This window comes from Lacisediminimonas profundi (genome assembly GCF_008831265.1).
Lineage (GTDB): Bacteria > Pseudomonadota > Gammaproteobacteria > Burkholderiales > Burkholderiaceae_D > Lacisediminimonas > Lacisediminimonas profundi.
The window spans coordinates 160,865-186,752 of the sequence record NZ_VTTH01000006.1; the positions used below are offsets into that span (position 1 = coordinate 160,865).

The window sequence follows — 25,888 nt, forward strand, 5'->3', positions numbered from 1 at the left end:
GGTCATACCTCCATTATCTTGCGCCAATAGCTGTACATCCCGCGGATCAGGCCTTCGGTCACCATGTGGTCCGTGTCCTCAAAGCCGTAGCCCCCCAACTCGGCGACCGCGCGGTGGAACGGCTTCTGCTCAAATCCGTATTGGGACATCTCGATGACTTCGCCGTCGTCTGCGGAAACGAATCCGGCCGGGCCGAACAAGTTGGCCTGGACCAGACGGCGCTGCGTCATTTCCGGCGTGTCGTCCTCGAAGCCAAAGTGCGTCCATTCGAAATCGAACGAACCGGTGCCGTTGGGACGGATATGCCGGGTCGACACGCTATTGACCTGCTGCTGGAAAATCACACTGGGGAAGATCGTCATCATGCAGGCCGTCGGACCGTTCCACCACGGCTCGGGCACGATGTCGAGAAGACGCTTGTCGTTGATCTCCATCGATTGCTTGAAACTCGACAGCCCCGAGGTAATCTCCTCGTTCTGGCCGCCGGAGCCGCGCGTATTGGACATCGCGCCATGGCGCCGATGGGAATCCATCACCAGCTTGGACTTGTTGTCAGCCCGCCATAGTCCGAAGTTGACGAACCAGGTATGCAACAGGCCGGCGTGATAAGGATCCTTGATGTTTTCCTGCATCAGCTTCCAGTTGCCGGGGATGCGCTGGCGGTTGTAGCCGAGGATCTTGAGCTTGCGGCCGTTGAACAGTCGGTCGAAGTAATGCAGGATCTCCGGACCCATGTAGTCCTCGAAGCTCTCCACATCGTGATCGAAGGATGCGAACACCACGCCACCACGGGTCGCGACCTTGAGCTTGGTGAGGCCATGTTCTTCGATCTTGAATTCCTTCGGCATGCCACCCAGCACCTTGCCGTCCTGCTTCAGTCCGCGCCGGAAGGGCACGCCCTGCAAGTCACCCTTCAGGTTGTAGTTCCACTGGTGGTACGCGCAGACCAATTCCTTCTTGTTACCGTGACGCTCGCGGCAGAACTGCATGCCGCGATGAGCACACACGTTCTCGACCACGTTGACGCTACCGTCCTGGTCGCGAATCAATATGACCGAGCGCTCGCCCACAACTGTCCGCTTGAAATCGCCCGGATTGGGAATCTCCGCTTCCAGTCCGACATAGCACCAGTGTCCCTTGTAGAAGAAACGCTCCAACTCACGCTGGTACAGGGACGCATCTGTGTACGCCATGAATGGTATGCGGCTCGAACCGGGATCCTTCCAGACCTGGTCCTCGTTGACTGCTGCGGGGGCATCGCCCATCTCTATCTCCTTTAAGCTTGAATGGCTGCGGCCAGGCTTGCGATTCACGTGCCGCTTGCGTAAAAGGCGTCGGCATAAACGTGTTCCGCCAACACTCCCTTGTTCTTCACCAGCATCGTCGCCGCTTCGACCATGGGCGGCGCACCGCACAGATATGCGCGCCAGCCGACCAGGCTTTTCCGGTCCTGTGCGACGGCATCGGTAACCAGCCCGGAGCGCTGTCCCGGGGCCGCGTTGCCAGTCGAGACGACGATGTGGACATGCAGATTGGAATGGTTCGCCGCAAGTTCCGCCAGCCAGTCCGCTCCATAGAGGTCCTGCGGGGTGCGCACACCAAAATACAAATGAATGTCGTTGCGCATGCCGCCCTTCAGCGCGGCGCGGACGATCGAAAGGACAGGTGCCAGGCCGGTGCCGCCAGCCACGCACAGCATTGGTCCTTCGTGCCTGGTGCGCAGATAGGCCGTGCCCAAAGGCCCGCTGACACGGACCGGGTCGCCGACCTTCAGCTCGCTGGCGATATAGCCGGTCACCCGGCCGTCGGGAACCACGCGCACATGGAACTCGAGCTCTGCATCATCGGACAGGCCCGCCATCGAATATGGCCGGATATGCTGTGGGGTGAACTGCAATGTGGCGTATTGCCCCGGCGAGAATTCCAGCGGCTTGGCCGGGCGCAGGCGCAAGCGCTTGATGTCGTGGGTCATGTCCTCGATGGCCACGACCGACGCCTTGATGATGCGCGCCGGATGGGTGACGACTTCGTCGGGCTCGGGAATCTCGATCGTGCAGCTTTCGGTCAGCACGCTCATGCACGCCAGGATGTACTGATCCTCGTTGGGATTGGTGATCTTCGCGTCACGTCCTGTCTCAAGGACCTCGCCCTCAATCACTTTGCAACGGCAGGTGCCGCAGCGGCCCGCCATGCAGCTGTAGGACACCGGAATGTCATTCGCGCGCAATGTCTCCAGCAGGTTCACGCCTGAAGTAATTTTCAGAGTTCGGTCTAAAGGCTGTACTACCAATTCCATGGATCTGCCCTGTTTGGGAAGCGTCGGGTGTGGCGGAATTATAGGAAGCGCCGTAGTATTAGAAAATAGATTGCCGTGAATTTTATGTATTGATTTTATGAATATAGCGACCAAGCATGGACTTGAATGAGATCGACCTGAACCTGCTGGTGGTATTCGACCAGTTGATCCACGAGAAGCGGGTATCGGCCGTGGCCGTGAAGCTCGGGCTGACCCAGCCAGCGGTCAGCAATGCCCTTAGCCGCTTGCGCAAGATGCTCGGCGATGACCTGTTCCTGAGAACCTCGAGGGGAATGGAGCCGACCCCCTACGCCAGCCGGCTGGCGGAGCCGATCGCTTATGCGCTGGGCACGATCCGCGATACCTTGAACCTGAGATCGGATTTCAATCCGGCCACGAGCACGCGCAAATTCACGCTCGCCGTGACGGACATCGGGGAAATCTATCTTTTGCCGCGGCTGATGACCGAGCTCGCGCGCATCGCCCCGGGCGTGACGATCAGCACGGTGCGCGGCACCACGGCCAACCTGCGCGACGAGATCGAGGCCGGGCATGTCGATCTCGCGATCGGCCTGCTGCCACAGCTGAAGTCAGGCTATTTCCAGCGCCGTCTGTTCCGGCAACGTTATGTGTGCATGTTCCGCAAAGGGCATGCCCTGGACAAGGGGAAGATCACCGCTGCCGAGTTTGCGGAGGCGCAGCATGTGGTGGTGGTGGCCGAAGGCACCGGCCACGCCAAGGTGGATGAATCCATCCAGCGAAAAAAGATTACCCGGAACATCGTGCTGACGGTTCCGCACTTCGTCGCAGTCGGCCATATCCTGTCCACGACCGACATGGTGGCAACCGTGCCCGAACGCTATGCGAGCGCTTGCATCGAGCCTTTTGGACTGCGGTATGTGCCGCACCCCTTGCCGCTTCCGGAAATCGGGATCAACCTGTTCTGGCATGCCAAATTCCACAAGGAACCCGACAACCAGTGGCTGCGCAGTCTTATTTCCGACACGTTTGCAGACTAGCGGCACGCCACCCGCAAGAAATCTTTGGGGTGCGTGCCGCCGGCAGGCCGATTTTTACCTGGCCGGCGGCATCCTGATAATCGGCTTGATCGCCTTGCCGGCTTCCATGTCGGCCATTGCCTGGTTGATGTTTTCCAGCTCGTAGAACGTTACCAGCTTGTCGAACGGAAAACGGCCCTGTGCGTAGAGCTCGATCATCTGCGGAATGAACAACTCCGGCACGCTGTCGCCCTGGTGGATGCCGCGCACGGAGCGCGCGCCCAGCATCATGTTCAGAATATTCAAGCTTGCATCGGCGCCCTTGGCGGAGTTGATCAGGCCGCAGACTCCACGCGGTGCGAGGTGTTCGACCGCCTGCTTGATCACCGCCAGGTTGCCGCTGGTGTCCACCGCGAAATCCATTCCAATCGGGCAGATTGCCTTCACCTGCGCAAAAGTCTCTTCGCGCGCCGCATTGACTGCGTGGGTCGCGCCCAGTTCCAGCGCCAGGTCCAGGCGCTGCTGCTGGGTATCCACGGCAATGATGGTGGCAGCGCCGGCCAGCTTCGCGGCCATGACAGCGGCAAGGCCGACCGAGCCGGTGCCGAAGATGCCGATGCTGCTTCCCGCATGCGCCTTGAGGGAATTGATGACCGCGCCCGCACCGGTCTGGATGCCGCAACCCAGGGGGCCAAGCAATTCCAGAGAGATGTCCTTGCGCACCGGCACGACATTGCGTTCGGTGCAGATGGAATACGTCGCGAATGCGGATTGCCCGAAGAAATGACTGTGCAGCCTGGTGCCGCCGGCCGTCAGCGCAGTGCTTCCATCCTTGCGCTGCCCGGCAAAATTGTAGCGGTTGTTTTCCAGGCAGTACGCCGCATCGCCGCGATAGCAGCTCGGGCATTGGCCGCAGGAATCGAAGCTCATGACCACATGGTCGCCTGGCTTGACCTTGCGCACCGCCTTTCCAGTGCGTTCGACAATGCCGGCGCCTTCATGGCCCAACACGATGGGCTTTGGCACCCGGCCTGACGCGTCACGCATTGCCACGTCGGTGTGGCAGATGCCGGTGGCAACCACGCGAACGAGCACCTCGTTATCGCGCGGCTCTTCCAGGAGCACCTTCTCGATCGACATCGGTTCGCCGGTCGTGCGGCTGACTGCTGCTGTAATCTCCATATCCCTGTCTCTTGCTGCGACGCCAGTTCGAATGATGCCGGCACCGCGCTGTTCATTTAGTCGTTATCGGTCCGCCGGCGGCCGTCAAACGTTCGTTTCGAAGTAGAAATGCTTGGTCTGCAAGAAGTCATTCATGCCTTCGATCCCATGCAACTTGCCATAGCCGCTGTCGCCGTAGCCTCCAGTCTCAGCCTCGGCGAACAGCTTGTTATGGGTATTGCTCCATACGGTCCCGAATTTGAGTTTCGCGGCGACGCGCCGCGCCTTCAGGCCGTCGCGGGTCCAGACACTCGACGCCAGGCTGTAGCGGCTGGCATTGGCCCGGGCGACAGCTTCCGACTCGCTGCCAAAGCGCTCGATCACCAGCAAGGGGCCGAACAACTCCTGCTGAATAAGCGGCGAATCGAGGTTTTGCACCTCGACCAGGCTCGGATGAATGAATGCGCCGCGCGCCAGCGGTCCGGTCGGAATATCGCCTCGCACAAGCAGCTTTTCGTCCTGCGCAGCCTGGTCGACCAGGCCGGCGATGCGGTCGCGGTTGCGCAAGTCAATCAGGCAACCCATCTGCGACTGTGGATCCTGGCCGGGGCCGAGGCGCACGTTCTTCAAGGCATTGGCCAGGCGGCCGCTGAAATCCTCGTAAATTGAATCGGCAACCAGCACGCGCGAGATCGCCGTGCACTGTTGACCGGCGATCACCAGCGCGCCGCCGACAATGCCAGCCACGGTCTTGTCCATGTCGCAGTCGTCGAACACCAGCGCCGGCGCCTTGCCGCCGAGTTCAAGCGACAGCCGCTTCAAGGTCTTGGCCGAGCTTTCGGCAATCAGCTTACCCACATGGGTAGAGCCGGTGAAACTGATGACATCGACATCCGGCGATTCGCACAGGAAGCGGGACACATCCGAACCCGACTCGATGACCGAGTTGACCACGCCGCACGGAAGTCGGGGGTCGTCCACCAGGCATTCCAGAACCAGGTTGTTGACCATTGATGTTTGATGGGCGGGCTTGATGACCACGGTGCATCCGGCTGCCAGCGCTGGCGCGAGGGAGCGGATCAAGAGCGCCACCGGCGCATTCCAGGGAAGAATGATGGCCGCTACACCCGCCGGCTCACGATCCAGCGAGGAATAGCAGCCCGGCTCCACTTCAATGATCCGTCCGAATTGGGTGCGCGCCAGACCGGCATAGAAGCGCAACTCGGAAATGCCGACCATGATTTCGCCCAGCGCTTCGCGCTTGAGCTTGCCGTTGACGGTGACCAGCCAGTCGGCGATCAGGTCTTTCTTTTCCTCGAGGCGCGATGCGAATGCCAGCAGCACGTCGCCGCGCACACGGGGACTCTGACGCCACGGCGTCTCATGGAACGCGTGCTTTGCGGCGGCGACTGCTGCTTGTGCATCCGCGACAGCGCCTTCGGCAAACCGGGCGGCAGGTTCGGAGGTGGCCGGATCGAGCACGTTCCGGATATCTTCCCTGCCTGCGACCGAGTTCAGCCAGGCGCCATCAATGTAGTGTTTTGCTGTTTCCATTCTTCCCTGCGTGATGTGCCCAAGAGTTGCACCACGACTGTCGTGGAGCACCGGCGGGACTTCGCCGCTTCAGTGCCTGTTTCGGCGCCTGTCATGGCTTGCGGATGGGAGCGTGCTTGTTGTTGAGAACGTTCCTGCTATGCCGTGCAAGCGTCCTTGATGAAGTGCGGCAGGATCGTTTCGACGGTATTAGATATCAGATGAATGCATTTTAGAATTTTAGATATCATATGAATTCATAATATTCAGATATGACTGTGCCTGCCGGGCAGATCAAGGCATTGAGGAACCAGGGCCAGCCCGGCCCTCGCCTTTCCCATCCACGCGCAGGCAATGACTTACTGCTCCATGCCGGCCAGCATGTTGGGCAGCAGGCCGGCCAGGGTCTCCGTGAACTCGGCCGCATGGTAGGCCCGGCCCGTGCCGCGCCGGGCGATCTGGTGGAAGCCGGCCTTGACCGCGGGATCCGACAACAGCTCGGTGCGCACCCGGTGGCGGCGGCAGGCCACCATCGCGAACGACGGGATCACCACGCTGCCCATTCCCGCCTCCACCATGGCAATCAGGGTATCGAAATGATTGAAGACCAGCCTTTCCTCATTGCCGCGACCGATATGCACCAACTCTTTCTCCACCATGCGCTGGATCGGGTTGTCCGGCGGCAAACCGATCAGGATGTCGTCCTTCAGTGCCGACCACGGCACTGAAGGCACGTCGGCCGCAGCAGCCGGCCGGCGGCGGGCGCCGAGCGGCGAGACCCGCATCAGTGGAAAGGAATAAAGCAGCGATCTCTCGATGCCCTTCACCGACTGGAAGAAGAAGCCGAGCCCGATGTCCGCCTCGCCGTTTTCCACCAGCCGGCCGACTTCGGCAATATCGGTGTCGACCAGCCGCACCGTGACCTCGGGATGGCTGGCCCGGAAGCTGGCGCAGGCAAGGGGTAGCAGGTTGGCCGACACCAGCGGCGTGGCAGCCACGCGCAAGGTGGCGCGCGCCTTTTCCGCCATGTCACCGATCTGCCCGGCAACCGAATCCAGCCCTTCAATGGCGCTGGCAGCGACCGGCAGCAGCTTCTCTCCGGCAGCGGTCAGCGTGACGCCGCGTGTGGTACGGTCAAACAGGCGGTGGCCAAGCTGGGTTTCCATCTCGCGCACCATGATGGATAGGCCGGCCTGCGTCATATGCAGCATCTCGGCGGCCCGGGTGAAATTGCGCAGCCGCGCAATCAGCAGGAAGGCGCGCAACTGGCGGGTAGATACATTCATGGCTAGTCATTTCCAAATTTTATACCTTGATATGATATCTAAATTTCCCAAATGATCGGGGCCGCTGTTTAATGCCGTCTTCGCGCAGCGATGGCCGCGCGCAAGGATCGCCAAGTGAGGACAGGTAAAAAATGAGCAAGGACGGAAAAATCATCATCGCTGGCGCTGGCATCGGCGGACTGACGGCAGCTGCCTGCCTGTTGTCGCGCGGATTCAGGGTACAGGTACTGGAACAGGCAGCGACGCTGGGTGAGGTCGGCGCCGGCATCCAGAACAGCGCGAACGCAGTCAAGGTGCTGGATTCGCTCGGGCTGGTGCCAGAGATCGCAAAGGTAGCGGTCAAGCCCAAGGCTTTCGAATTCCGCCGCTTCGACACAGCCGAGCTGATGCATCGCATCCCGCTCGGCGAAACCCATGAAGCAGCCTTCGGCGCGCCCTACTTCCACATTCATCGCGCCGACCTGCATGACATCCTGGCCAACAAGGTTCGCTCGCTGGATGCGGACTGCATCCGCCTGAATGCGCGTGCCGAAGGCTTCGAGGAAACCGATACCGGCGTGACCTTGAAACTGGCGGACGGCTCCCGCGTGGAAGGCGATGTGCTGGTTGGCGCGGACGGCATCAAATCGGCCATCCGGACCCAGATCGTGGGCCCTGACCAGCCGGTCTACACCGGCGATATCGCATGGCGGGCAGTGATACCCGTCTCGCGCCTGCCGGCCAATATCATGGACGTGGTATCGACCGTCTGGTGCGGGCCGAAGAAGCATGCCGTGGTGTATTACCTGCGTTCCGGGACCCTGTTCAATTTCGTCGGCTGCGTCGAGCAGGAGCGCGGCGAGGAAGAGTCCTGGACCACCAAGCGCCCTTGGGAAGAACTGAAGGCAGACTATGCCGGCTGGCATCCGACCATACAAACCGTGATCGACGCGATCGACAAGGACAGCTGCTACCGCTGGGCGCTGAACAACCGCGCCCCCGTGTCGAACTGGAGCACGCACCGCGCCACCCTGCTGGGCGACGCCGCCCATCCGACCCTGCCTTACATGGCCTCCGGCGGCGTGATGGCAATCGAAGACGCGGCAGTGCTGGCGCGCTGCCTGGATTCAGGCGATGCGGCGCCCGCTGCGCTGCAGCGTTACCAGCGCAACCGCATCGAGCGCACAACGCGCATCGTCAACGGCTCGACCGATGCCCGCACCCTGTACCGCATCGAGGATGTGGAAGAGATGCGGCGCGCGTTCAAGGAGCAGAACCTGTCGAAGTCGCGCTCGGAATGGCTGTACAGTTACGATCCGATGACAGTTCCGCTGCCCTAGGACTGGCAGGTCAGGCAAGGGCGCTCATCGGCGCCCGGTTCGCCGTATCAATTCCTGCATTCATGACAGGGCGCCCGAGCGCCCGAACCACCATTACGGAGATATTTCATGTCCAAGCATTTCACCCGACAGCCCGCCTTTTCCGCACGACGTCGCTTCATCGCCTCGGCCTGCGCAATCGCCTGCGCCGCGACCGGCATTGCGCCCGCCGCCCTGGCACAGAGCTGGCCGTCCAAGCCGATCACCATCATTGTTCCGTTCACCCCCGGCACCGGGATGGACAACCTGGCGCGCACTTTGTCGCCGCGACTGGCGCAGCGCCTGGGCCAGCCGGTGATCGTGGACAACAAGCCTGGCGCCAGCGGCAACATCGGCACCGGCATCGCGGCCAGCGCGGCGCCCGATGGCCACACGCTGTTGGTGACGGCCAATACCTTCGTCACCAATGCCTCGCTGTTCAAGAACATTCCCTATGATCCGGTGAAGAGCTTCGTGCCAGTCGCGCCGGCGTCGGTCGGCGCCCTGGCGCTGGCGGTGAATCCCTCGGTACCTGCCCGCAACCTGCAGGAGTTCATCAATCTGCTGAAAGCGAACCCGGGCAAGTACAGCTTCTCGTCGCCCGGCAACGGCACGCCGCAACACCTGGCGATGGAGCTGTTCACAATCAACACCGGCACCCAGATGCTGCACGTTCCCTACAAGGGCTCGGCCGGTGCCATCACCGACCTGCTCGGCGGTTCGGTGCAGGCAATGGTGCTGCCGGTGCATTCTGCGCTGGGACACGCAAAGACCGGCAAGCTGGTGCTGCTGGGCGTCGCGCAGGAGAAACGTGCAGCAGCTGCGCCCGCAGTGCCGACATTTGCCGAACAGGGTGTGAAGGGTGCCGAGGTTGATCTCTGGTATGGCGTACTGGCACCTGCCGGCACGCCACCGGCCGTTGTCAGCCGGCTGAATACCGAAATCAACCAGATCCTGTCCCAGCCAGACGTTCGCGAAGCGCTCGACAAGCAAGGCATGACCGCGACGCCCGGTTCGGCGGACAAGTTGGGCAACCTGATCCGCACCGATGCCAAGCGCTGGGCGGATGTGATCAAGCGGGCCAATATCACGGCGGATTGACCGGCCAGGGGCCCGCGCACAAAAAAGCGGGCCCGAGGCGACATCAGCACTTCAAGCCGGCCCCTGGCATCGACAGCGGGCCGGCTTTTTTATTGGCCAGAACTCAGGCAGCCGGCGCGATATCCAGCACGATGTCGCCGACACCTGCGACCGAACCTGTGATGCGGTCGCCCGGCTTGACCGGACCCACGCCTTCCGGCGTACCGGTAAAGATCAGGTCACCCGGTTGCAGGTGATAGTACTGCGACAGGTCGGCCAGCAGTTCCGGGATGTTCCAGATCAGCTGGCCAAGGTCCGCCTTCTGCTTGGTCTCGCCGTTGACGGCAAGTTCGATGTTACCGGTCGACAGCATGCCCAGCGGGGCGGCCGGAACGATGTCGCCACACACGGCCGACTCTTCGAAATCCTTGCCAAGATCCCATGGGCGGCCCTGGTCGCGGTACAGCAGTTGCAGGTCGCGGCGAGTCATGTCCAGGCCGGTTGCATACCCATAGATGTAGTCCAGCGCTTCAGCTTCCTTGATGCGGAACCCTGGCTTGCCGATTGCAACGACCAGTTCCATTTCATACTGGTAGTTCTCCGTGCCCGGCGGATAGGCGACCGTTGCCCCCGACTCGACCAGGGTGGACGCTGCCTTGTTGAAGTAGAACGGCCGGGCGTTGGCCTTATCCACCGGACGGCCCATCTCGATGGCATGGGCGTGGTAGTTGCGTCCCACGCAGAAGATGCGGGTGACGGGGTAGCGGACGTCGCTGCCGCGAATCGGCAACGAGGGAGTCACGGGTGTGAACAGGTATTTGGCAGTCAAGATAGTTCCTTGGCAATCGGTGAGTGGATGTTCTATTTGCGGACTTCGTACATGCCCAGCTTTTTCTGGAAAGGTGCATCGTCGGCAATGAACAGATAGGCCGGTTCGGTGGATGAGTGGTTCTCAAGCACGACCGCGGTGTAGCCGGGTATGCAGCAGGTGTCGGCTTCGCCCAGCCGGAATTCGGCATTGTCCACGCTGACCGAGGCACCGCCCTCGATCTGGTGGAACACGCAGGAACTGGAGCGAGCCGACAACTGCAAACGCTCGCCGGGACGCAGCATCAGGGCCGAGTAGCCAAGGATCTTCTGGCAATCGTCGCCGGTCTCGGGATTGATGTAGGACACCTGCACCGATTCGATAGCGGCATCGCTGGCGGCCAGCGCCTGCAAGGCGGCACGCACTTCGGCCCATGGGTAGCGCAGCAGCGGGAACGCGCTCTTGTTACGCTCGAACATGGGTGACGGTGCCACGCCGCCGCGCCGGTAGGCACCGGAGCTATCGTCGCTATGGCCGAATTCCGGCCCGCCTTCCATCACGTAGGACGCTTCCATGTAGTACACCAGCGGCAGGTCGAGCACATCGAGCCATACCACTGGCTCGCTGCCGTCATGGCCATGCTCGTGCCACATGCCGGTCGGCGTCAGGATCAGGTCGCCGCGCTCCATCGGGCATTTCTCGCCGTTCACCGTGGTGTAGGCACCGCCGCCTTCGACGATCATGCGCACCGCGTTCGGCGTATGACGGTGATTGGGTGCAGTCTCGCCCGGCAGCAGCAGCTGCATGCCGAGATAGATGGTGGAACTGGCCTGCATCTTCTCCAGCCCGTGACCAGGGTTGGCCAGCACCAGGACGCGGCGCTCCGCTTTCTCCATCGGCGTCAGTTCGCCGGCCTTGAGCAGCAGCGGACGCAGGGTCTGGTAGGGCCAGCAGGTCGGCTTGGTGCGCACGGCCGGTTTGCCGGGCGGCAGCACCGAGCGCAGGCTGGGCCACAGCGGCACAAGGTTCAGCTCGGTAAGGGCGGAACGGTAGTCTTCAGGCAAATCTTCGAGTCGGCCGAGTTCATGCACGGTGTGCGTCTCCTTGTCGTCGTTGCGCCCCCGGCTGGCTGCGCGTGCGCGCGATCCTGCCAATCTGGGCGATGGAGCAAAGATGGTAGGCCTGGAGCCCCCCCCCGTAAAGTCCATGGGTTTAATATACCGTATTCGAATATCGAATAATGGTCGCAGCCCATGGAATCCTTCGACACCCGCCTGCTGGCTGTTTTCGCCGGCATTTACGACATGCGCAGCGTGAGCCGCGCGGCCGACGACCTGCAACTGCCGCAACCAACAGTCAGCCTGGCGCTGGCCAAGCTGCGCAAGCACTATGACGACCAGCTGTTCGTGCGCACATCTTCCGGCATGGAGCCGACAGCGCTGGCGCAGGGCCTGATCGGCCCGGTGCGGCAAGTGCTGGAGGGACTACAGTCGGTGCTCTCCTACCATGACGGCTTCGATGCGACCCGCTCCGACCGTCGCTTCCGCATCTGCATGGCCGACATCAGCCAACTGGTCCTGCTGCCGCGACTGTGGGAAAGCCTGCGCGGCACGGCGCCGGGCGTGGCCATAGACGTGCTGCCGCTGGCGGCCGACACTGCACGTTTGCTGGAAAGCGGCCAGGCCGACCTGGCGATCGGTTACATGCCGGAACTGGAAGCCGGCTATTTCCAGCAACTGCTGTTTCACCAGAAATTCGTGTGCATGGTGGGCGCCAGCCATTCACGTATCAGAAGCCGGCTGACGCTGAAGCAATTCGAGAATGAAGAGCATGCTGCGGTCTCGGCATCGGGACCGGCGCCGTGGATCCTCGATCGCGAGATCGCGCGACACGGCATCAAGCGCAAGGTCGCGCTGCAATTGCCGAACTACCTCGGTGCCGGCTTCGTGGTGGAGAACACCGAACTGCTGGTCACGATCCCTTCCCGCTTGGCCGAACTACTGCAAGAGCGCGGCCAGTTCCGGGTTTTTCCTGTGCCCTTCCCTCTGCCCGAATATGACATCAAGCAGTACTGGCATGAGCGCTTCCACGGTGACCGGGGCAACCAATGGCTGCGCGGATTGATTTCCGGGCTGCTGCAGGAGGCGCCGCCGGCGAGATCCGTGCGCAACGCCAGCTGAAACCCGGGTAGCGGCTGCACAAGCCCTGGAAAAGCAAAAAGCCCAACCGAAAGGCTGGGCTTTTTGCTTGATTCATTTGGTGCCGGCTGCAGGACTCGAACCCGCCACCCCCTGATTACAAATCAAAGCGACAGGCAATTTTCCTATGTCGATGTGGATTCCGATATTTTATATATTTAATTAAATTCATATAGTTATGGAATTTCATCTTCGAAATATCATTCAGAAACATTGCTCCGCGTTGATATAATTTGCCTACACAGTGCCTACACAGTGCCTACACGGAGTCCGAACGATGAAGCGGGAGAACTTTACCAGCGAGAGAGTAGCAAGCTTCAACTGCGAGCCCGGCAAGCAACAAACCCTGTTTTGGGACGGCAAGGCTCCGGGCTTGGGCTTACGAACCACGGCAAGCGGGGCAAAGTCTTTCATCTTCGAATCGCGACTGCACGGCAAAACCCTTCGCATCACTATTGGAGACGTTCGGACTTGGACCATTGGCAAAGCGCAGGCGGAAGCAACCCGTCTGAAATCGCTGACGGACCAAGGCATCGACCCGCGCCAGCAAGAGGCCGACAAACGAGCAGCAAGGGAAGACGCAAAAATAGAAGCGAAGCGCAAGGAACTGACCTTTGCCGACGTTTGGTCCGAATACCTGATCGCCCGCCATTCGAAATGGAGCGACGGACACTATGAGGACCATGTAGCCCTGTCGTCTGCTGGTGGAGAGAAGAAGAAACGCGGCAAAGGTGAAACTGCGCCCGGACCGCTGGCGGCATTGCGCCCCATCAGGCTAAGTGACCTCAGCGCCGAAAAAATCTCTCGATGGCTGGAGAAGGAAGCCACCACCCGCCCCACCGCCGCCGCACTGAGTTATCGCCTATTAAGGGCCTTCATCCGCTGGGCCGAGGATACAGCGGACTACAAGGGGCTAATCCCCGCGGATGTGTACAACGCCCGGAAGGTCCGGGAGGCGCTACCCAAGAGCCAGACCAAGGAAGGAGACAGCCTGCAGCGGGAACAGTTGGCCGTGTGGTTTGAATCCGTTCGCAACATTAGCAACCCGATTGCAAGCGCCTACCTGCAGGCCCTGTTACTTACTGGGGCTCGTCGGGAAGAAATGGCCGCCCTGCGCTGGGAAGACGTCGACTTTCAATGGCGAAGCCTAACAATCCGGGACAAGGTGGACGGCATTCGGGTTATTCCGTTACCGCCTTATCTCGCAAGCCTGCTATCCGCCCTTGCCCGCCGAAATGAATGGGTATTCAGCAGCCTAAGCGCTAAAGGGGGAAGGATTGCCGAACCGCGCTATGCGCACATGGCGGCTATTGCCAGGGCGGGTTTACCCCACATCTCAATTCATGGCTTGCGCCGCTCCTTCGGAACATTGTGCGAATGGGTGGAGATGCCGAGCGGGATTGCCGCCCAAATCATGGGACACAAGCCTAGCGCCCTAGCTGAGAAGCACTACCGCCGCCGCCCCTTGGACCTGCTACGCATGTGGCACGACAAGATAGAGGTGTGGGTACTGAAGCAAGCGGCAATCGAATTTGTGCCGGCTCAATCCCGGCTGATGGTAGTTAATTCCTGATGAGATTCCGGGGAATTTTAAAAGGAGTAAGGGCGTAAATGTTCAATGTCAAAGTAGAGGCTAACGAGCTGGAGATCCCATTAGAAAAGCTGATCGATAGAATAATCAGATCAACGAGGCCCAAAGCATCCGCAGCATCATCCGGCGGGCCCAGTGATGCACTGCGGATTTTTTTTAAAGATATCGAAATCGAAAATGAACACGCTCGGCGGATTCAAAATCTGATCGCCGAAGAGGTCGCGGAGAGACGGCTAAGTGTTGTTAATACAAACGGCAAAAAAACCGTCTTGCTCTATGACCTAGTTGCATGGACAAACCTTTACGGAAAGCTGGTCCAGCAAGCCCCCTACCCTGGTCAAATTGCTTACGTGGTTGACTGCTACAAGCGCTTGCGCGAAGCCAGTTCTGCTCTACCCAATCATGCCACCCACACCAATCGCAGCAATCCAAGCCGAAAGCAGCCAAGCGGAGGCGATTCTATTACTGAAATTATTTGGGAGGTTTGCTATGAACTTCAGGACAGGAATTTGAAGATTACTGCCATGCCTGTTATGAAAGAGCTGAAAAAAAGGGCAGATTCCGAAGATAAAAACCTGAAAGGTCCGCTAATGTCTTCTACCGCTGGTGGTGTATTTTATGAATATGCAAATGGCGACCAGCGAGAACTTTGCTCCGAGAACTTACGAAAGCGGATTGGCGAATGGAAAAATTTTCAGAAAAAACGGAAGGTTCCGTAATCCAGGCGGAAGGCCCCGGAGACTAGCCGGAGGGTCTGTTTTCTAAATTAGAACTGATGCATATATTTCGTATCACCCCAATCAACAAAGGTGATACGAAATGAATGCCCCTAAACTCTTTCTTGCGGCCTCTGCGGCCGCGACAACAGGTACCCCACCCCCACGACAGGCGACCGTTACCGAGTCCGCAGGTTTGAAAACTAGTCCGCAATTTCTTTCAATTGAGCAGGAAACTCGCAGCCACGTTGAGACTGCCTGCGCTGCGTTTCACCTGACAAGAAAGTCGCAGACACTACGCATTTGGGCCTGCCTTGAAAACGGTCCTATACGCCCGATCCGCATCAATGGCCGCCTAGCATGGCCGGTGGTGGAACTTAGGCGCCTACTGACCGGTGGCACTCAATGACCATGCCTGCAGAAAGGAATACCCGCCGGGAAGTGGGTCCGGATGCTAGGGGTGGGGACGTGATCGGCCTGCGGAAGATCGAGTCTCAGGATAGTTCGTGGCTGGCGATCTCTTGCCGGCGCACCTCCCAAATTCAGCACCATAGAAAGTTAGGTTATCTGATTTTCCCGCTGCGAAATGTCGGCGGCGTGGTCGACGCGTCTGAAGGGGGTGGCGATCAATACGAGCGTTCAGCAACACCTCGGCGAGTCCAAAATTGCCGCTCTTATTGGGCGGTGAATGAATGAACTTCTACAAGCACTATATCGGCGATTACGGCCGTTCGACCGGCGATCTGAGCCTCTCTGAACATGGTGCATATCGCTTGATGCTGGATCATTTCTACGGCATCGGCAAACCGCTACCCGCTGAAAAGAAATCGCTATATCGGCTCCTCCGGGGAGAGAGCGCTGGTGATCGCGCGGCAATTGATGCGGTATGTATCCGTTTCTGGAGGTCGCTTCCCCCGGATCTAGACACAATCTACGAATGGCTCAAACTCGATAGTCAGGAGGCGCAGTCCAGATATAAAAAGGTCGCGGCTGAGTGGGACGGCAGCGGCCTCATCAATATTCGGGCTTTGCTGGAGATCCTAAGTGCAGCCGCGATTGCTGAAAAAAACCGAGAAATTGCCATCGATAGGGAGGAAAAGCGGAGGCTAAAAAGGGCGGGGGAGACGTGCAAGCAATACGATACGGGAGCCCGTCCATCATGATCCCTCACTACGTCGAAGATTGCACAAATCTAATGCTAACCGTAGCACGAAATCAGCACGAACCGTGCACCGAGAGTGCAACGGTGTGTGAACCAATCCATAGCCATAGCCAGATAAATACAGTAACCCCTAACCCCAGCCAGCCAGGAGATCAGATTCGCGGAAATGGTCGATTGGATGGGCCTGACGTTCATGAATATCCGTTCGAAACCCGTTCAGAGGCAACCCGCGGTATACGGCATATACAGCGTCTATCGATGGGCAAGGAGGCACTCAATGCACCTGCATAGGCGGAGAACAGCAGACCTCGCGAGGGGGCGTTGGCCGGGCATTCTCGAAGCACTTGGCGTAGAGGCGCGTTTCTTGCGGTACAGGCACGGTCCCTGTCCAATGTGCGGTGGCAAGGACAGGTTCCGGTTTGACGATAAGAACGGGCTTGGCACCTGGTTCTGCAATCAATGCGGGAGCGGGGACGGCTTTACGCTCCTCCGATATTTTAAGGGATGGGCTTTCGACAAAGCAGCGAAAGCGGTAGACGGCGTCATAGAGGCGGTCCCGGCGGGAGCAGTCGAGGCTGAACGCTCCGAAGTGCATAAGGTGTGGGCTCTGCGAAAGGTATGGACCGACAGTCGGGAGGTGGCTCATGGCGACCCGGTTTGGAGGTACCTGAACGCTCGAACTGGAATAAAAAAGGCTCCCATGGATATCCGGTTCCACCCAAGCCTCCGGTATCGTGCCGAGGACGGCAAGGATCAGGGCGAGTTTCCCGCGATGCTGGCGCTGCTCCGCGATCCGGATGGGAACGGAGTTACGATCCATCGGACATATTTGACCGACGCCGGTGATAAGGCCCCTGTGCCGAATCCAAAGAAAATCATGCCCGGAAAGGCGCTCAGTCGTGCTGCTGTGAGGCTTGCTGTCACGCAAAATTGTATTGGTATAGCGGAGGGGATTGAAACCGCTCTCGCTGCGTCTCTCAGGTTTGATGTGCCGGTCTGGGCGGCGACCAGTGCCGGACTTTTGCAGAATTGGGAGCCCCCAGTTGGCGTTAAGCTGGTACTCATAGCAGGCGACAATGATGCCAACTACACAGGGCAGGCGGCCGCCTTTGTACTGGCGAGACGGTTGCTAAGTCACGGGTTGCGCGTAGAGGTCCAGATTCCTGGTATGGAAGGCAAGGATTGGGCCGATCTTGGAATGAGCCGTAAGGAATAAGCTCTCGATACATTCGCGGTTTTAGCGACCATCTACTCGTCAGCCTCGCGCGCGTAGGCGTAAGAAAATTCTGCGATCCGGTGAGACAAACAATGCACTACCTTCGTGGTAGCCCCGAAGGCATTCCGGACGGAAACCGTGGATTACAAAGCTAGCCGCAATGGCTGGAGGTTGCACCTTGACGGAACATTGGTACCTCGGGCCAAATGAGTCGAGCCTTCTTGAGAGAGGCAGAGGGCGCCCAATGACAATTTGAATTGCACTCATCCCAACGACGAAGGAGGACCTGACGCAGTTGGTGCCGTGCTTGATCCGTCATTGTGGAAACTCAATCTTTCCTCATTGCACTCAGATTGCTCGAAAAGTGTCGCATCTTGCGCAAGAAATTTGCGCAAGTTACGCAAGTAAGTTACGCAAGTTACGCAAGTTACGCAAGCAAGTTGCGCACGAAGTGCTGCGCAACCGGCGCTATGGACGAACCGCTATGCAAATCGCTACGCCATTTTATCCACGCGCGCAACGTCGCAAAGCTGAAGAAGTATTGGGGCTATCTGGCCAACAACGTGGTGTTCATTCAGATCTCCACAGACGTCAGTAGCGCGCTGAAAATTTTCGAGACCATCAATGAGCGCGGCGTGGGTTTGAACCCGATGGATTTGCTCAAGAACCTGCTATTCACGCAGGTCAAGCAGACCCAGTTCACCCAACTCAAGGATGAGTGGAAAAAGATAACCAAGCCACTGGAGAAAGAGAAGGAAAAGCCGCTCCGCTTCCTTCGCTACTTCCTGATGGCCAACTACGTCATCAAGAACGAGCGCGGTGACTCGGTGGTGCGCGAGGACGAAATCTACGACTGGTTCGTGGCCAAGGACAACGCGGCGTTGTGCGATTATGCGAACAAGCCGTTCGAGTTCGTCCGCAAGGTGATTCGAAACGTCGAGCACTACCTGGCCTTCGCCAACGGGATGGGCAACGATGGAAAGCCTAGCCTCGCAATGGACAGCCTCAAGCGGTTGGCCGGCGGCGCCTTTAGTTTGCACTATGTCCTGCTGCTGGCTGCCGCGAATTTCCCGAAGCCACTATTTGACCATTTCGTTGCGCAGCTGGAGAGCTTCCTCTTTTACTACATCTTCACCAAGACGCCGACCAAGGATTTGGAGCGTAGCTTTTCCCAATGGGCCGACGAGCTGCGCGCGATTGCCGAGGTCAGCGATTCGATGAAACAAAAGGCGCAGCTCAACGCCTTCGTCACTGACCGCTTCGAGAAGAACATGGCAGGTAAGTTGCAGGAACTGGCCGATGCCCTCAAGCGCTTCACCTTGTATTCGATGCAGCAGTACCGGACACGTTACCTTCTGGCGCGGCTGACCCAGCACGTCGAGATGGCCTTCAGCGGGCTGAAGACGCCTGGCAACCTAGAACCGTTCACCAATTTGGAAATTGAGCACATCTTGCCCAACAAGCCAGAGGACGATCTGCGCGGTAAGTGGGCCGCCGAGAACCCGGGTTTTGTCTACGACGACTACAAGAACCGGCTGGGCAACCTGGCCTTACTGGAGAAGCCCATCAATATCGTTGCGGGCAATGACTTCTACACGGCCAAGCAGGTTGAATACCGCAAGAGCGCCAACTACTTAACCCGTAGTCTGGTGGCGCTGACCGACGTTGGGAAAAACACGTCCATCTCGCGGATCAACGCGAAGCTGGAAGCGTTCCCGACGTGGAACGCCGCATCCATCGAGAAGCGGCATGGTGTGCTGGTCGCGCTTGCGAAAGACGTCTGGAAGACGACGCCTATCGACGTTTGAATGGGGGCCGGCCAGCATGCCGGATTCAAATGAATCAGCGGCGATGTCTGATGCCTACAGAGGTTTCGTTGGGCGCCACGCGGAACGGCGCCGCATCACCCGCGCGTTTGGACGTGACTCAGCCACTGATGCGCGCCCGTCCGGCACCCCACGATACAAATAGTTACGCATTCTGATAAATCTGGGATCGGGGAAGGCGCCACCTACGTTAAAAGCGCACCCCGCGTAACCACAAACGTGCTTGCATAAATCCGTACCGACGCGACTTCAGGTGCTGATCGTACAGACCAATTGCACCGCCCCCTAGGCAGATGACGGCGGAAATTAGGATGTCACATCCCGTACACACGAATCGATAGAAAAGACATTGTGCTCGCACGGCAGACACTATCCTCTGCCAAATCCCCATTCCGACCGAGGAAACCAGCCCATAACATGGATTCAGGCCGTACTGCGCATGGAATGGAATTTGCTGCGGGCTATGTCCACCGTCGGTTTTCCATGAGGACGACAGTGCCGGCGGGATGATTTGGGGAGAAGCGGGTCCGGAATTCAGGATCTTGACATGCATTCACCAACATGCTTATCACAATAACTAAAGAGGAGCATCAATGAAGCACACCTTACGCGCTGCGCTTGTCGCCGCATCCATTCTTCCCGGATGCGCACTTGCCCAGATATCTGACGATATCGTCAAAATCGGGGTCATCGTCGACAAGACCGGTGTCTATTCGACCAACGGTGGCCCGGGCGCGGTAAAAGCCGTCGAAATGGCAATCAAGGATTTTGGTGGCAAGGTCAACGGAAAGCCGATCCAGATGGTCAATGCCGACTATCAGAACAAGGTCGACGTCGCCATGTCCAAAGCACGCGAGTGGATCGATCGCGACAAGGTCGACATGATCATCGAATCGACCGATTCGGCCGCTGCTATCGCGATGCAAAAACTCGGCGCGGACAAAAAGCGCGTGATGATCTTCGCCGGTTCCGCATCGACTGCGCTGACCAACAAGGAATGCTCGCCTTACGGCATCCACTACGTGTATGACACGTACGCGCTTGCTACCGGCACCGGTCGCGCGATCACGCAGGAAGGCGGCGACAGTTGGTTCTTCATTACCGCGGACTATGCGTTTGGTCACTCGCTTGAACGGGATACCGTCAAGGTCGTGAAAGAGTTGGGTGGCAAGGTGGTAGGCGCGATCCGCCATCCGCTTTCCGACTCCGACTTCTCTTCCTACCTGGTGCAGGCGCAGGCTTCGAAAGCCAAGGTCGTCGGCCTGGCCAACGCGGGCAAGGACATGCAGAACTCGGTGCGTCAGGCGGCCGAGTTCGGACTGACCAAGGGTCCGCAAAAACTGGCTACCTTGCTGGTGTTCGATGCTGACATCAAAGGACTGGGGCTGCAGGCGGCGCAGGGCCTCCTGTTCACCACCGGTTTTTACTGGGACTACAACGACGAGACCCGTGCCTGGGCCAAGCGCTTTTATGCCGAGACCAAGTACATGCCGACCATGATCCAGGCTGGCGCCTACTCAGCAACAATGCACTATCTGAAGTCGATCCAGGCCACCGGCACCGACAACGCCGATGTAGTGATGAAGACAATGAAGGCGACCGAGATCAACGACTTTTTCGCCAAGGGCGGCAAGATCCGGGCGAACGGCCGCATGGTGCATGACATGTACCTGGCCGAAGCCAAGAAGCCGTCGGAGTCGAAGGGAGAATGGGACATCATCAAGATCAAGCGTGTGATACCCGGCGAGCAAGCGTTCCAGCCACTGAGCGAAAACACCTGTCCGCTGAAGTAAAGTCACGGCATGGGGCTGCGATGCGACTGCAGCCCCATGCGGTGAACACTGGGCCCGACGATGCATCTATTGCCGACAGTTCGCCCGGAGACGCTCTCCAAATATATGGTGCCTATTCTGAAAATAGTATAGCCCGATCGACTGTCTATCAAAAATACAGCTCTCCCCGGCGGGTCGGCCGCGCGTCGTGGGCAAAACCCATCAAACGGCGAGCGCAGCCCCGGGGCTAAGGTCGGGCGCCAGAGCGATACGGCCCCCGATACGGCGCAATCAGGAATCAACCGTGCGAAAAACAGGCATAAATGTTGCTGAGTTGCGTGCAGGATCCACACACCAGCCACCTCTATTCCATGCTACCTGCTGATAAATTACCGCCACCGGGACCGGGAGAGCCACTCCAGCTGCTCGACGGCATACGCGTCCTTGATCTCACCACATCGGTCGCCGGCCCCTATGCGACGCTCTTGCTTGCGGATCTCGGCGCCTCGGTGGTCAAGGTCGAACGACCTGGCCGCGGCGACGATGCCAGGTCGTGGGGTCCGCCGTTCCTCGACGGCGAGTCGCTCTGGTTCCTGAGCGTCAACCGCAACAAGGAAAGCATCACGCTCGACTACTCGAATCCAGCAGGATTGGAGGTGCTGCATGCATTAATCGCCGTAGCGGATGTCCTCGTTGTGAACCAGGTCGCGCGCAGCCAGGAAAAGCTCGGCGTCGATTACCAGACCGTCAAGGCGATCAATCCGAAGCTTGTCCACGTCTCCATCAGCGGCTTTGGCCTGACCGGCGCAAACAGCAACCAGCCGTGTTATGACCTGATCGCCGAGGGCTACAGCGGTGTCATGGACCTTACTGGCGAGATTGCCAATGATCCCCAGAAGATCGGCACGCCTGCAGCGGACATGCTGGCGGGATCTGACGCGGCGCTCGCCACGATGGCAGCGCTGATCCGGCGCAACCGTACCGGAGAAGGACACGAAATCGACGTCTCGATGGTGGAAAGCATGACCCGCTTCATGGCGCCGCGCATCGTCCCCTACCTTGGCTCGGGAGAACAGCCGCGCCGTTCCGGCGGCAAGGACAGCGTGATTGCGATCTACCAGACATTCAACACCGCCGACAACCCGCTTACCCTGGGCCTTGGCAACGACAATATCTGGCAGCGTTTTTGCGAAACCATCGGCCGCCCGGACATGGGTTCGGATCCCCGCTTCGCCGATAATGTCGGACGGCGCGCGGTGCGCGAGGAAATCGTGCGCGAAATCCAGGCGACCCTGCTGCTGCACCCGAGAAACCACTGGCTGACGATGTTCGCGAAGGCGCGCATCCCGGCCGGACCGATCAATCGCCTGGATGAAGTCGCCGACGACCCCACACTGCGGGAACGCGGCCTCCTGTTTTCCGCGCAGCGCAACGGCACCGCCGTCCCCCAGGTCGGCTTGGGCATCCAGTTCAACCGTAACAACCGGGTCTACCGCAAAGCTCCTCCGCGCCTTGGAGAAGACAATCATGCGGTATTCTCATCATGGCTTTGCTGGGGCGATGAGCGAGTGCGGGAACTCGATAATTCCGGCCTGCTCTGACCAAGCCCCTGCCCTTACCATTTCAACTATCCGGAGACACATCCATGACACGACAATTCGAAACGATCATCTACGAAGAAGACGGACCGATCGGGACCATTACTTTGAATCGCCCGGCCAATGGGAACATGTTCAATGCCACCATGTGCCACGAAATCCGAGACTGCATCAATGACATTCGCCGCGAAACGCGCACACGAGTGATCGTCATCACCGGAGCCGGGGACAAATTCTTTTGCATCGGCGGCGAGAAGACCGACATGGAGGACACCAACCTCTATGCAGGTGTACTACCTGTCCTGGACATGTACGAAAGCATAGATCGCCTGCAAAAACCCGTGATTGCGTCGGTCAATGGATTCTCGGTGGGTGGCGGTCATGTGCTGCACGTCGTGTGCGACCTGACGATTGCCAAGGAGAGCGCAATTTTCCGCCAGGTCGGTCCGATGATGGGAAGCTTCGACGCCGGCTACGGCACCTGGTACCTCGAAGACCTGGTCGGCAAGAAGAAGGCGAAGGAAATCTGGATGCTCAATCCGAAAATGACTGCCGCGGATGCGCTCGCAATGGGCCTGATCAACAAGGTTGTGCCGGACGATCAACTCCAGGCCGCAACCCGGGAGATGGCGCTCGAACTCGCCAATCGCGGCGCGTTCGCGCTGGCCTCGATCAAGGCTGCATTCGGTGTCCGCCACGGCGGTGTCGGCGGAATGTCGCGCATGTCGCACGATCTGCTGTTGCGTCTCAATCTCGATACGGACGAGTCCAAGGAACTGGCGAAATCATTTGCCGAGAAGCGCACTCCGGACGCATCGAAGTTCGGCCACTGAACGCGCGAATCGGATCGAAGGAATGAACACCATTCTTACCCTGCAGGACCCGCAACAAGCACGTTCGTATTATGCCGCCGGCGTTTGGCAGGATGACACGTTCTACTCGCTCCTGAAGCGTCACGCCGAAATTCAGCAGGACGCTTTCGCCATGCGCGACAGCGTCCTGCGGCTGACCTGGGCCCAATTGCTCGAATGGACCGACGCGGTCGCAGCCGACCTCGAACAAGCAGGTTTGCGCAGGGGCTCGCGCGTGTCCATATGGCTGCCCAACCGGATCGAGGCGCTGCTGGTGTTCCTGGCCTGCTCGCGCAACGGGTATATCTGCAATCCCTCCTTGCACCAGAACTACACGGTTACTGAGATCGTGCAGTTACTCGAGCGAATCCAGTGCGAGGCGTTTTTCGGCCAGACCGGATACGGCGCGGATGCGAATCGGCCAGGCGTCGCCGAGCAGATCGGCGCGGTCGGAACACTGCGCCGGGTGTGCTGGCTTGCCCCGCACAACACGCCGGCCAGCACACCGGCCACCTTCCCGCAGCCGAACGGAAAGCGGCCCACATCCGCAGCCGACAACAATCCGGACAAGGTGGTCTATCTGGCATTCACCTCCGGCACCACTGGCACGCCCAAGGCCGTCATGCATAGCGATAACACGCTGTTGGCCAACGGCCGCGCGATGGTCAGGGACTGGCGGCACGACGAGGGCACCGTCCTGCTCACCTTGAGTCCCATCAGCCACCACATCGGCACGGTGGCGCTGGAGCAAATGCTGGCCGCTGGCTTCGAGCTGGTGCTCAACGACCCGCCAGCGGGCATGCGGCCAATCGACTGGATCCTGGAAACCGGGGCGACCTACGTGATGGGCGTGCCGACGCACGCGATGGACATCCTGGCCGAGATGAACCAGCGCGGCATGGAGCAGCTGGGCAAGGTCAAGGTGTTCTACATGGCCGGCGCACCCATCCCCACCGAAACGGCGCAAGCCTTCATTTCGCGCGGCATCCTGCCGCAGAACGTCTATGGCATGACGGAAAACGGATCGCACCAGTACACACTGCCGGAAGACGACGAGCAGACAATAGTCCAGACCTGCGGCCGCGCCTGCAATGCGTACGATGTCCGGATCTGGAATGCCGAAAATCCCGACATCGAGGCGGCGCCCGGCGAAGTCGGCGAAATCGCCGGCCGGGGCGGCTGCCTGATGCTCGGCTACTTTGACAACCAGCGCGCCACGGAAACTTCCTTCAACGCACACGGCTGGTTCTTGAGCGGCGATCTCGGCGTGCTGGATGCCAATGGCTGCCTGCAGATCATGGGGCGCAAGAAGGACCTGATCATCCGGGGCGGCCACAACATCCATCCGGCCACGATCGAGAACCATGCCCTCACCCATCCGGCGATACTGAAGGCGGCCGCCTTCCCCGTCGCCGACGATCGCCTGGGGGAAAGGGTGTGCCTGGCGGTGATCGCCAATGAGGCTGGCGCACCCGAAGCGTACGCCTTGCTCGAGCATCTGAACGAATCGGGCTTGTCGAAATTCGACATGCCGGAATACTTCATCGTGCTCGAACAGTTTCCGCTTACGCCCAGCGGCAAGATCCTCAAGCGCGAGCTGGTCGAGTGGGTCAGGCTGGGCCGCATCGCCCCCGCGCCGGTGCGCTGGAAAGCGCCCGCCCAAGCATCTTCAACAGAGGTCAAATAAACATGCCTATCACGCTCTCCTTCAAGGAAGAATTCGCAGTCCTGACAATCGATCGACCGGAAGCGCTGAACGCGCTGAGCTTTTCGCTGATCCGCGACATCGGGGCGCGCCTCGATGAAGTTGCCCGCTCGGATGCGCGGGCGCTGCTGGTCACGGGCGCCGGTGCGAAGGCATTCTGCGCCGGGGCGGACATCACTGAACTGATGAACCAGCCTGCCGAAACGCACAAACGCGGCATTGAGCTCGGCCAGGGCGTGTTCTCGTCACTGCAGTCGCTGCCGATACCATCGGTTGCGATCATCAACGGCTTCGCGTTCGGCGGCGGTCTCGAGCTTGCGTTGTCGTGCACCTTCCGACTTGCCTCGGCAAATGCCAAGGTGGGCCTGCCGGAGATCAAGCTGGGACTGATTCCCGGCTATGGCGGCACCCAGCGCTTGTCGCGCCTGATCGGCGAAGCCCGCGCAATGGAAATGATCCTGACCGGTCGCACGGTGCGCGCCGACGAAGCGCTGCAAATGGGCTTGGTCAATCGCCTGGTGGAAGGCGATCCGGTCGAAGCGGGAATGAGCTTCGCGCGCGAATTCACCTGCCACAGCCTGGCATCGCTGCGCCATGCCCGCGGTGCCGTCCATCGCTCCTTGCAGACCTCGCTTGCCGAAGGCCTCAAGATCGAAGCGGACCTCTCGACCCTGGCGTACCAGACGGCGGACGCCGCCGAAGGCATGACGGCCTTCCTGGAAAAACGCAAACCCAGCTTTCAGGACCGGTAACA

Annotated in this window: 21 protein-coding genes; 14 read left to right on the plus strand and 7 right to left on the minus strand. The window is 59.6% G+C overall.

Annotation, left to right across the window (positions count from 1 at the left end; translation table 11 throughout):
• Positions 1 to 2: 2 nt before the first annotated feature.
• Both FVE66_RS17090 and FVE66_RS17095 read right to left on the minus strand, forming a co-directional pair.
• Positions 3 to 1,265 carry an aromatic ring-hydroxylating dioxygenase subunit alpha gene (locus FVE66_RS17090; protein ID WP_151448683.1) on the minus strand — a complete coding sequence of 421 codons (1,263 nt, stop codon included), beginning with the start codon at positions 1,263 to 1,265 and terminating at the stop codon, positions 3 to 5.
• Between the two features lie 44 nt (positions 1,266 to 1,309).
• Positions 1,310 to 2,296 (minus strand): 2Fe-2S iron-sulfur cluster-binding protein, encoded by a 987-nt coding sequence (locus FVE66_RS17095; protein ID WP_151448684.1) that lies wholly within the window; start codon positions 2,294 to 2,296, stop codon positions 1,310 to 1,312.
• 116 nt (positions 2,297 to 2,412) lie between these two features.
• On the opposite strand from FVE66_RS17095, the gene FVE66_RS17100 reads away from it, so the two are divergent.
• Positions 2,413 to 3,315, plus strand: coding sequence for a LysR family transcriptional regulator (locus tag FVE66_RS17100; protein WP_151448685.1), 903 nt, complete (start codon positions 2,413 to 2,415; stop codon positions 3,313 to 3,315).
• A gap of 54 nt (positions 3,316 to 3,369) precedes the next feature.
• On the opposite strand, the gene FVE66_RS17105 is transcribed toward FVE66_RS17100, so the two are convergent.
• The 3 genes from FVE66_RS17105 to FVE66_RS17115 form a co-directional block, all read right to left on the minus strand.
• Positions 3,370 to 4,476, minus strand: coding sequence for an NAD(P)-dependent alcohol dehydrogenase (locus FVE66_RS17105; RefSeq protein WP_151448686.1), 1,107 nt, complete (start codon positions 4,474 to 4,476; stop codon positions 3,370 to 3,372).
• An 84-nt stretch (positions 4,477 to 4,560) separates the two neighbouring features.
• Positions 4,561 to 6,009: an aldehyde dehydrogenase family protein gene (locus FVE66_RS17110; RefSeq protein WP_151448687.1), complete on the minus strand. Its 1,449-nt coding sequence runs from the start codon at positions 6,007 to 6,009 to the stop codon at positions 4,561 to 4,563.
• A 338-nt stretch (positions 6,010 to 6,347) separates the two neighbouring features.
• Positions 6,348 to 7,274, minus strand: coding sequence for a LysR family transcriptional regulator (locus FVE66_RS17115; RefSeq protein ID WP_151448688.1), 927 nt, complete (start codon positions 7,272 to 7,274; stop codon positions 6,348 to 6,350).
• 131 nt (positions 7,275 to 7,405) lie between these two features.
• Here FVE66_RS17115 and FVE66_RS17120 point away from each other — a divergent pair, with 131 nt between their 5' ends.
• Positions 7,406 to 8,593 carry an FAD-dependent monooxygenase gene (locus tag FVE66_RS17120; RefSeq protein ID WP_151448689.1) on the plus strand — a complete coding sequence of 396 codons (1,188 nt, stop codon included), beginning with the start codon at positions 7,406 to 7,408 and terminating at the stop codon, positions 8,591 to 8,593.
• Between the two features lie 108 nt (positions 8,594 to 8,701).
• A complete protein-coding gene (locus tag FVE66_RS17125; protein WP_151448690.1) occupies positions 8,702 to 9,712 on the plus strand; it encodes a tripartite tricarboxylate transporter substrate binding protein in 1,011 nt (336 codons plus the stop codon).
• 103 nt (positions 9,713 to 9,815) lie between these two features.
• Here the strand turns inward: FVE66_RS17125 and FVE66_RS17130 are convergent, their stop codons facing one another.
• Both FVE66_RS17130 and FVE66_RS17135 read right to left on the minus strand, forming a co-directional pair.
• Entirely contained in the window at positions 9,816 to 10,520 is a 705-nt protein-coding gene (locus tag FVE66_RS17130; protein ID WP_206668784.1) for a fumarylacetoacetate hydrolase family protein, read from the minus strand.
• 32 nt (positions 10,521 to 10,552) lie between these two features.
• Positions 10,553 to 11,590 (minus strand): cupin domain-containing protein, encoded by a 1,038-nt coding sequence (locus FVE66_RS17135; RefSeq protein ID WP_151448692.1) that lies wholly within the window; start codon positions 11,588 to 11,590, stop codon positions 10,553 to 10,555.
• Positions 11,591 to 11,752: 162 nt separating this feature from the next.
• Between FVE66_RS17135 and FVE66_RS17140 the strand changes: the two genes are divergently transcribed.
• The 11 genes from FVE66_RS17140 to FVE66_RS17195 all read left to right on the plus strand — a co-directional run bounded on the left by FVE66_RS17140 (position 11,753) and on the right by FVE66_RS17195 (position 25,886).
• A complete protein-coding gene (locus FVE66_RS17140; RefSeq protein ID WP_151448693.1) occupies positions 11,753 to 12,679 on the plus strand; it encodes a LysR family transcriptional regulator in 927 nt (308 codons plus the stop codon).
• A gap of 295 nt (positions 12,680 to 12,974) precedes the next feature.
• Positions 12,975 to 14,270: a tyrosine-type recombinase/integrase gene (locus tag FVE66_RS17145; protein WP_151448694.1), complete on the plus strand. Its 1,296-nt coding sequence runs from the start codon at positions 12,975 to 12,977 to the stop codon at positions 14,268 to 14,270.
• 38 nt (positions 14,271 to 14,308) lie between these two features.
• Complete coding sequence (locus FVE66_RS17150; protein ID WP_151448695.1) at positions 14,309 to 15,007, plus strand: hypothetical protein; 699 nt, start codon at positions 14,309 to 14,311, stop codon at positions 15,005 to 15,007.
• Positions 15,008 to 15,696: 689 nt separating this feature from the next.
• Entirely contained in the window at positions 15,697 to 16,167 is a 471-nt protein-coding gene (locus tag FVE66_RS17160) for a YdaU family protein (protein ID WP_151448696.1), read from the plus strand.
• 177 nt (positions 16,168 to 16,344) lie between these two features.
• Complete coding sequence (locus FVE66_RS17165; protein WP_161993326.1) at positions 16,345 to 17,382, plus strand: DUF7146 domain-containing protein; 1,038 nt, start codon at positions 16,345 to 16,347, stop codon at positions 17,380 to 17,382.
• 470 nt (positions 17,383 to 17,852) lie between these two features.
• Positions 17,853 to 19,190 (plus strand): DUF262 domain-containing protein, encoded by a 1,338-nt coding sequence (locus tag FVE66_RS17170; RefSeq protein WP_241673256.1) that lies wholly within the window; start codon positions 17,853 to 17,855, stop codon positions 19,188 to 19,190.
• Positions 19,191 to 19,801: 611 nt separating this feature from the next.
• Entirely contained in the window at positions 19,802 to 21,001 is a 1,200-nt protein-coding gene (locus tag FVE66_RS17175; RefSeq protein ID WP_151448698.1) for an ABC transporter substrate-binding protein, read from the plus strand.
• Positions 21,002 to 21,351: 350 nt separating this feature from the next.
• A complete protein-coding gene (locus tag FVE66_RS17180; RefSeq protein ID WP_151448699.1) occupies positions 21,352 to 22,581 on the plus strand; it encodes a CaiB/BaiF CoA transferase family protein in 1,230 nt (409 codons plus the stop codon).
• Positions 22,582 to 22,625: 44 nt separating this feature from the next.
• The gene (locus FVE66_RS17185; protein ID WP_151448349.1) at positions 22,626 to 23,411 is read left to right on the plus strand and encodes an enoyl-CoA hydratase-related protein; all 786 of its coding nucleotides are present in this window, start codon (positions 22,626 to 22,628) and stop codon (positions 23,409 to 23,411) included.
• Between the two features lie 22 nt (positions 23,412 to 23,433).
• Positions 23,434 to 25,116 carry a class I adenylate-forming enzyme family protein gene (locus FVE66_RS17190; protein ID WP_151448700.1) on the plus strand — a complete coding sequence of 561 codons (1,683 nt, stop codon included), beginning with the start codon at positions 23,434 to 23,436 and terminating at the stop codon, positions 25,114 to 25,116.
• A gap of 2 nt (positions 25,117 to 25,118) precedes the next feature.
• Positions 25,119 to 25,886, plus strand: coding sequence for an enoyl-CoA hydratase/isomerase family protein (locus FVE66_RS17195; protein WP_151448701.1), 768 nt, complete (start codon positions 25,119 to 25,121; stop codon positions 25,884 to 25,886).
• Positions 25,887 to 25,888 lie beyond the last annotated feature (2 nt).

What these genes read in the sequence shown, in the direction of transcription:
- FVE66_RS17105 (WP_151448686.1), bottom strand. Translation starts at nt 4,476, where the DNA reads ATGGAGATTACAGCAGCAGTCAGCCGCACGACCGGCGAACCGATGTCG.
- FVE66_RS17160 (WP_151448696.1), top strand. Translation starts at nt 15,697, where the DNA reads ATGAACTTCTACAAGCACTATATCGGCGATTACGGCCGTTCGACCGGC.
- FVE66_RS17115 (WP_151448688.1), bottom strand. Translation starts at nt 7,274, where the DNA reads ATGAATGTATCTACCCGCCAGTTGCGCGCCTTCCTGCTGATTGCGCGG.
- FVE66_RS17165 (WP_161993326.1), top strand. Translation starts at nt 16,345, where the DNA reads ATGGGCCTGACGTTCATGAATATCCGTTCGAAACCCGTTCAGAGGCAA.
- FVE66_RS17195 (WP_151448701.1), top strand. Translation starts at nt 25,119, where the DNA reads ATGCCTATCACGCTCTCCTTCAAGGAAGAATTCGCAGTCCTGACAATC.
- FVE66_RS17145 (WP_151448694.1), top strand. Translation starts at nt 12,975, where the DNA reads ATGAAGCGGGAGAACTTTACCAGCGAGAGAGTAGCAAGCTTCAACTGC.
- FVE66_RS17175 (WP_151448698.1), top strand. Translation starts at nt 19,802, where the DNA reads ATGAAGCACACCTTACGCGCTGCGCTTGTCGCCGCATCCATTCTTCCC.
- FVE66_RS17100 (WP_151448685.1), top strand. Translation starts at nt 2,413, where the DNA reads ATGGACTTGAATGAGATCGACCTGAACCTGCTGGTGGTATTCGACCAG.
- FVE66_RS17090 (WP_151448683.1), bottom strand. Translation starts at nt 1,265, where the DNA reads ATGGGCGATGCCCCCGCAGCAGTCAACGAGGACCAGGTCTGGAAGGAT.
- FVE66_RS17185 (WP_151448349.1), top strand. Translation starts at nt 22,626, where the DNA reads ATGACACGACAATTCGAAACGATCATCTACGAAGAAGACGGACCGATC.
- FVE66_RS17180 (WP_151448699.1), top strand. Translation starts at nt 21,352, where the DNA reads ATGCTACCTGCTGATAAATTACCGCCACCGGGACCGGGAGAGCCACTC.
- FVE66_RS17190 (WP_151448700.1), top strand. Translation starts at nt 23,434, where the DNA reads ATGAACACCATTCTTACCCTGCAGGACCCGCAACAAGCACGTTCGTAT.
- FVE66_RS17095 (WP_151448684.1), bottom strand. Translation starts at nt 2,296, where the DNA reads ATGGAATTGGTAGTACAGCCTTTAGACCGAACTCTGAAAATTACTTCA.
- FVE66_RS17110 (WP_151448687.1), bottom strand. Translation starts at nt 6,009, where the DNA reads ATGGAAACAGCAAAACACTACATTGATGGCGCCTGGCTGAACTCGGTC.
- FVE66_RS17170 (WP_241673256.1), top strand. Translation starts at nt 17,853, where the DNA reads ATGGACGAACCGCTATGCAAATCGCTACGCCATTTTATCCACGCGCGC.
- FVE66_RS17125 (WP_151448690.1), top strand. Translation starts at nt 8,702, where the DNA reads ATGTCCAAGCATTTCACCCGACAGCCCGCCTTTTCCGCACGACGTCGC.
- FVE66_RS17120 (WP_151448689.1), top strand. Translation starts at nt 7,406, where the DNA reads ATGAGCAAGGACGGAAAAATCATCATCGCTGGCGCTGGCATCGGCGGA.
- FVE66_RS17150 (WP_151448695.1), top strand. Translation starts at nt 14,309, where the DNA reads ATGTTCAATGTCAAAGTAGAGGCTAACGAGCTGGAGATCCCATTAGAA.
- FVE66_RS17140 (WP_151448693.1), top strand. Translation starts at nt 11,753, where the DNA reads ATGGAATCCTTCGACACCCGCCTGCTGGCTGTTTTCGCCGGCATTTAC.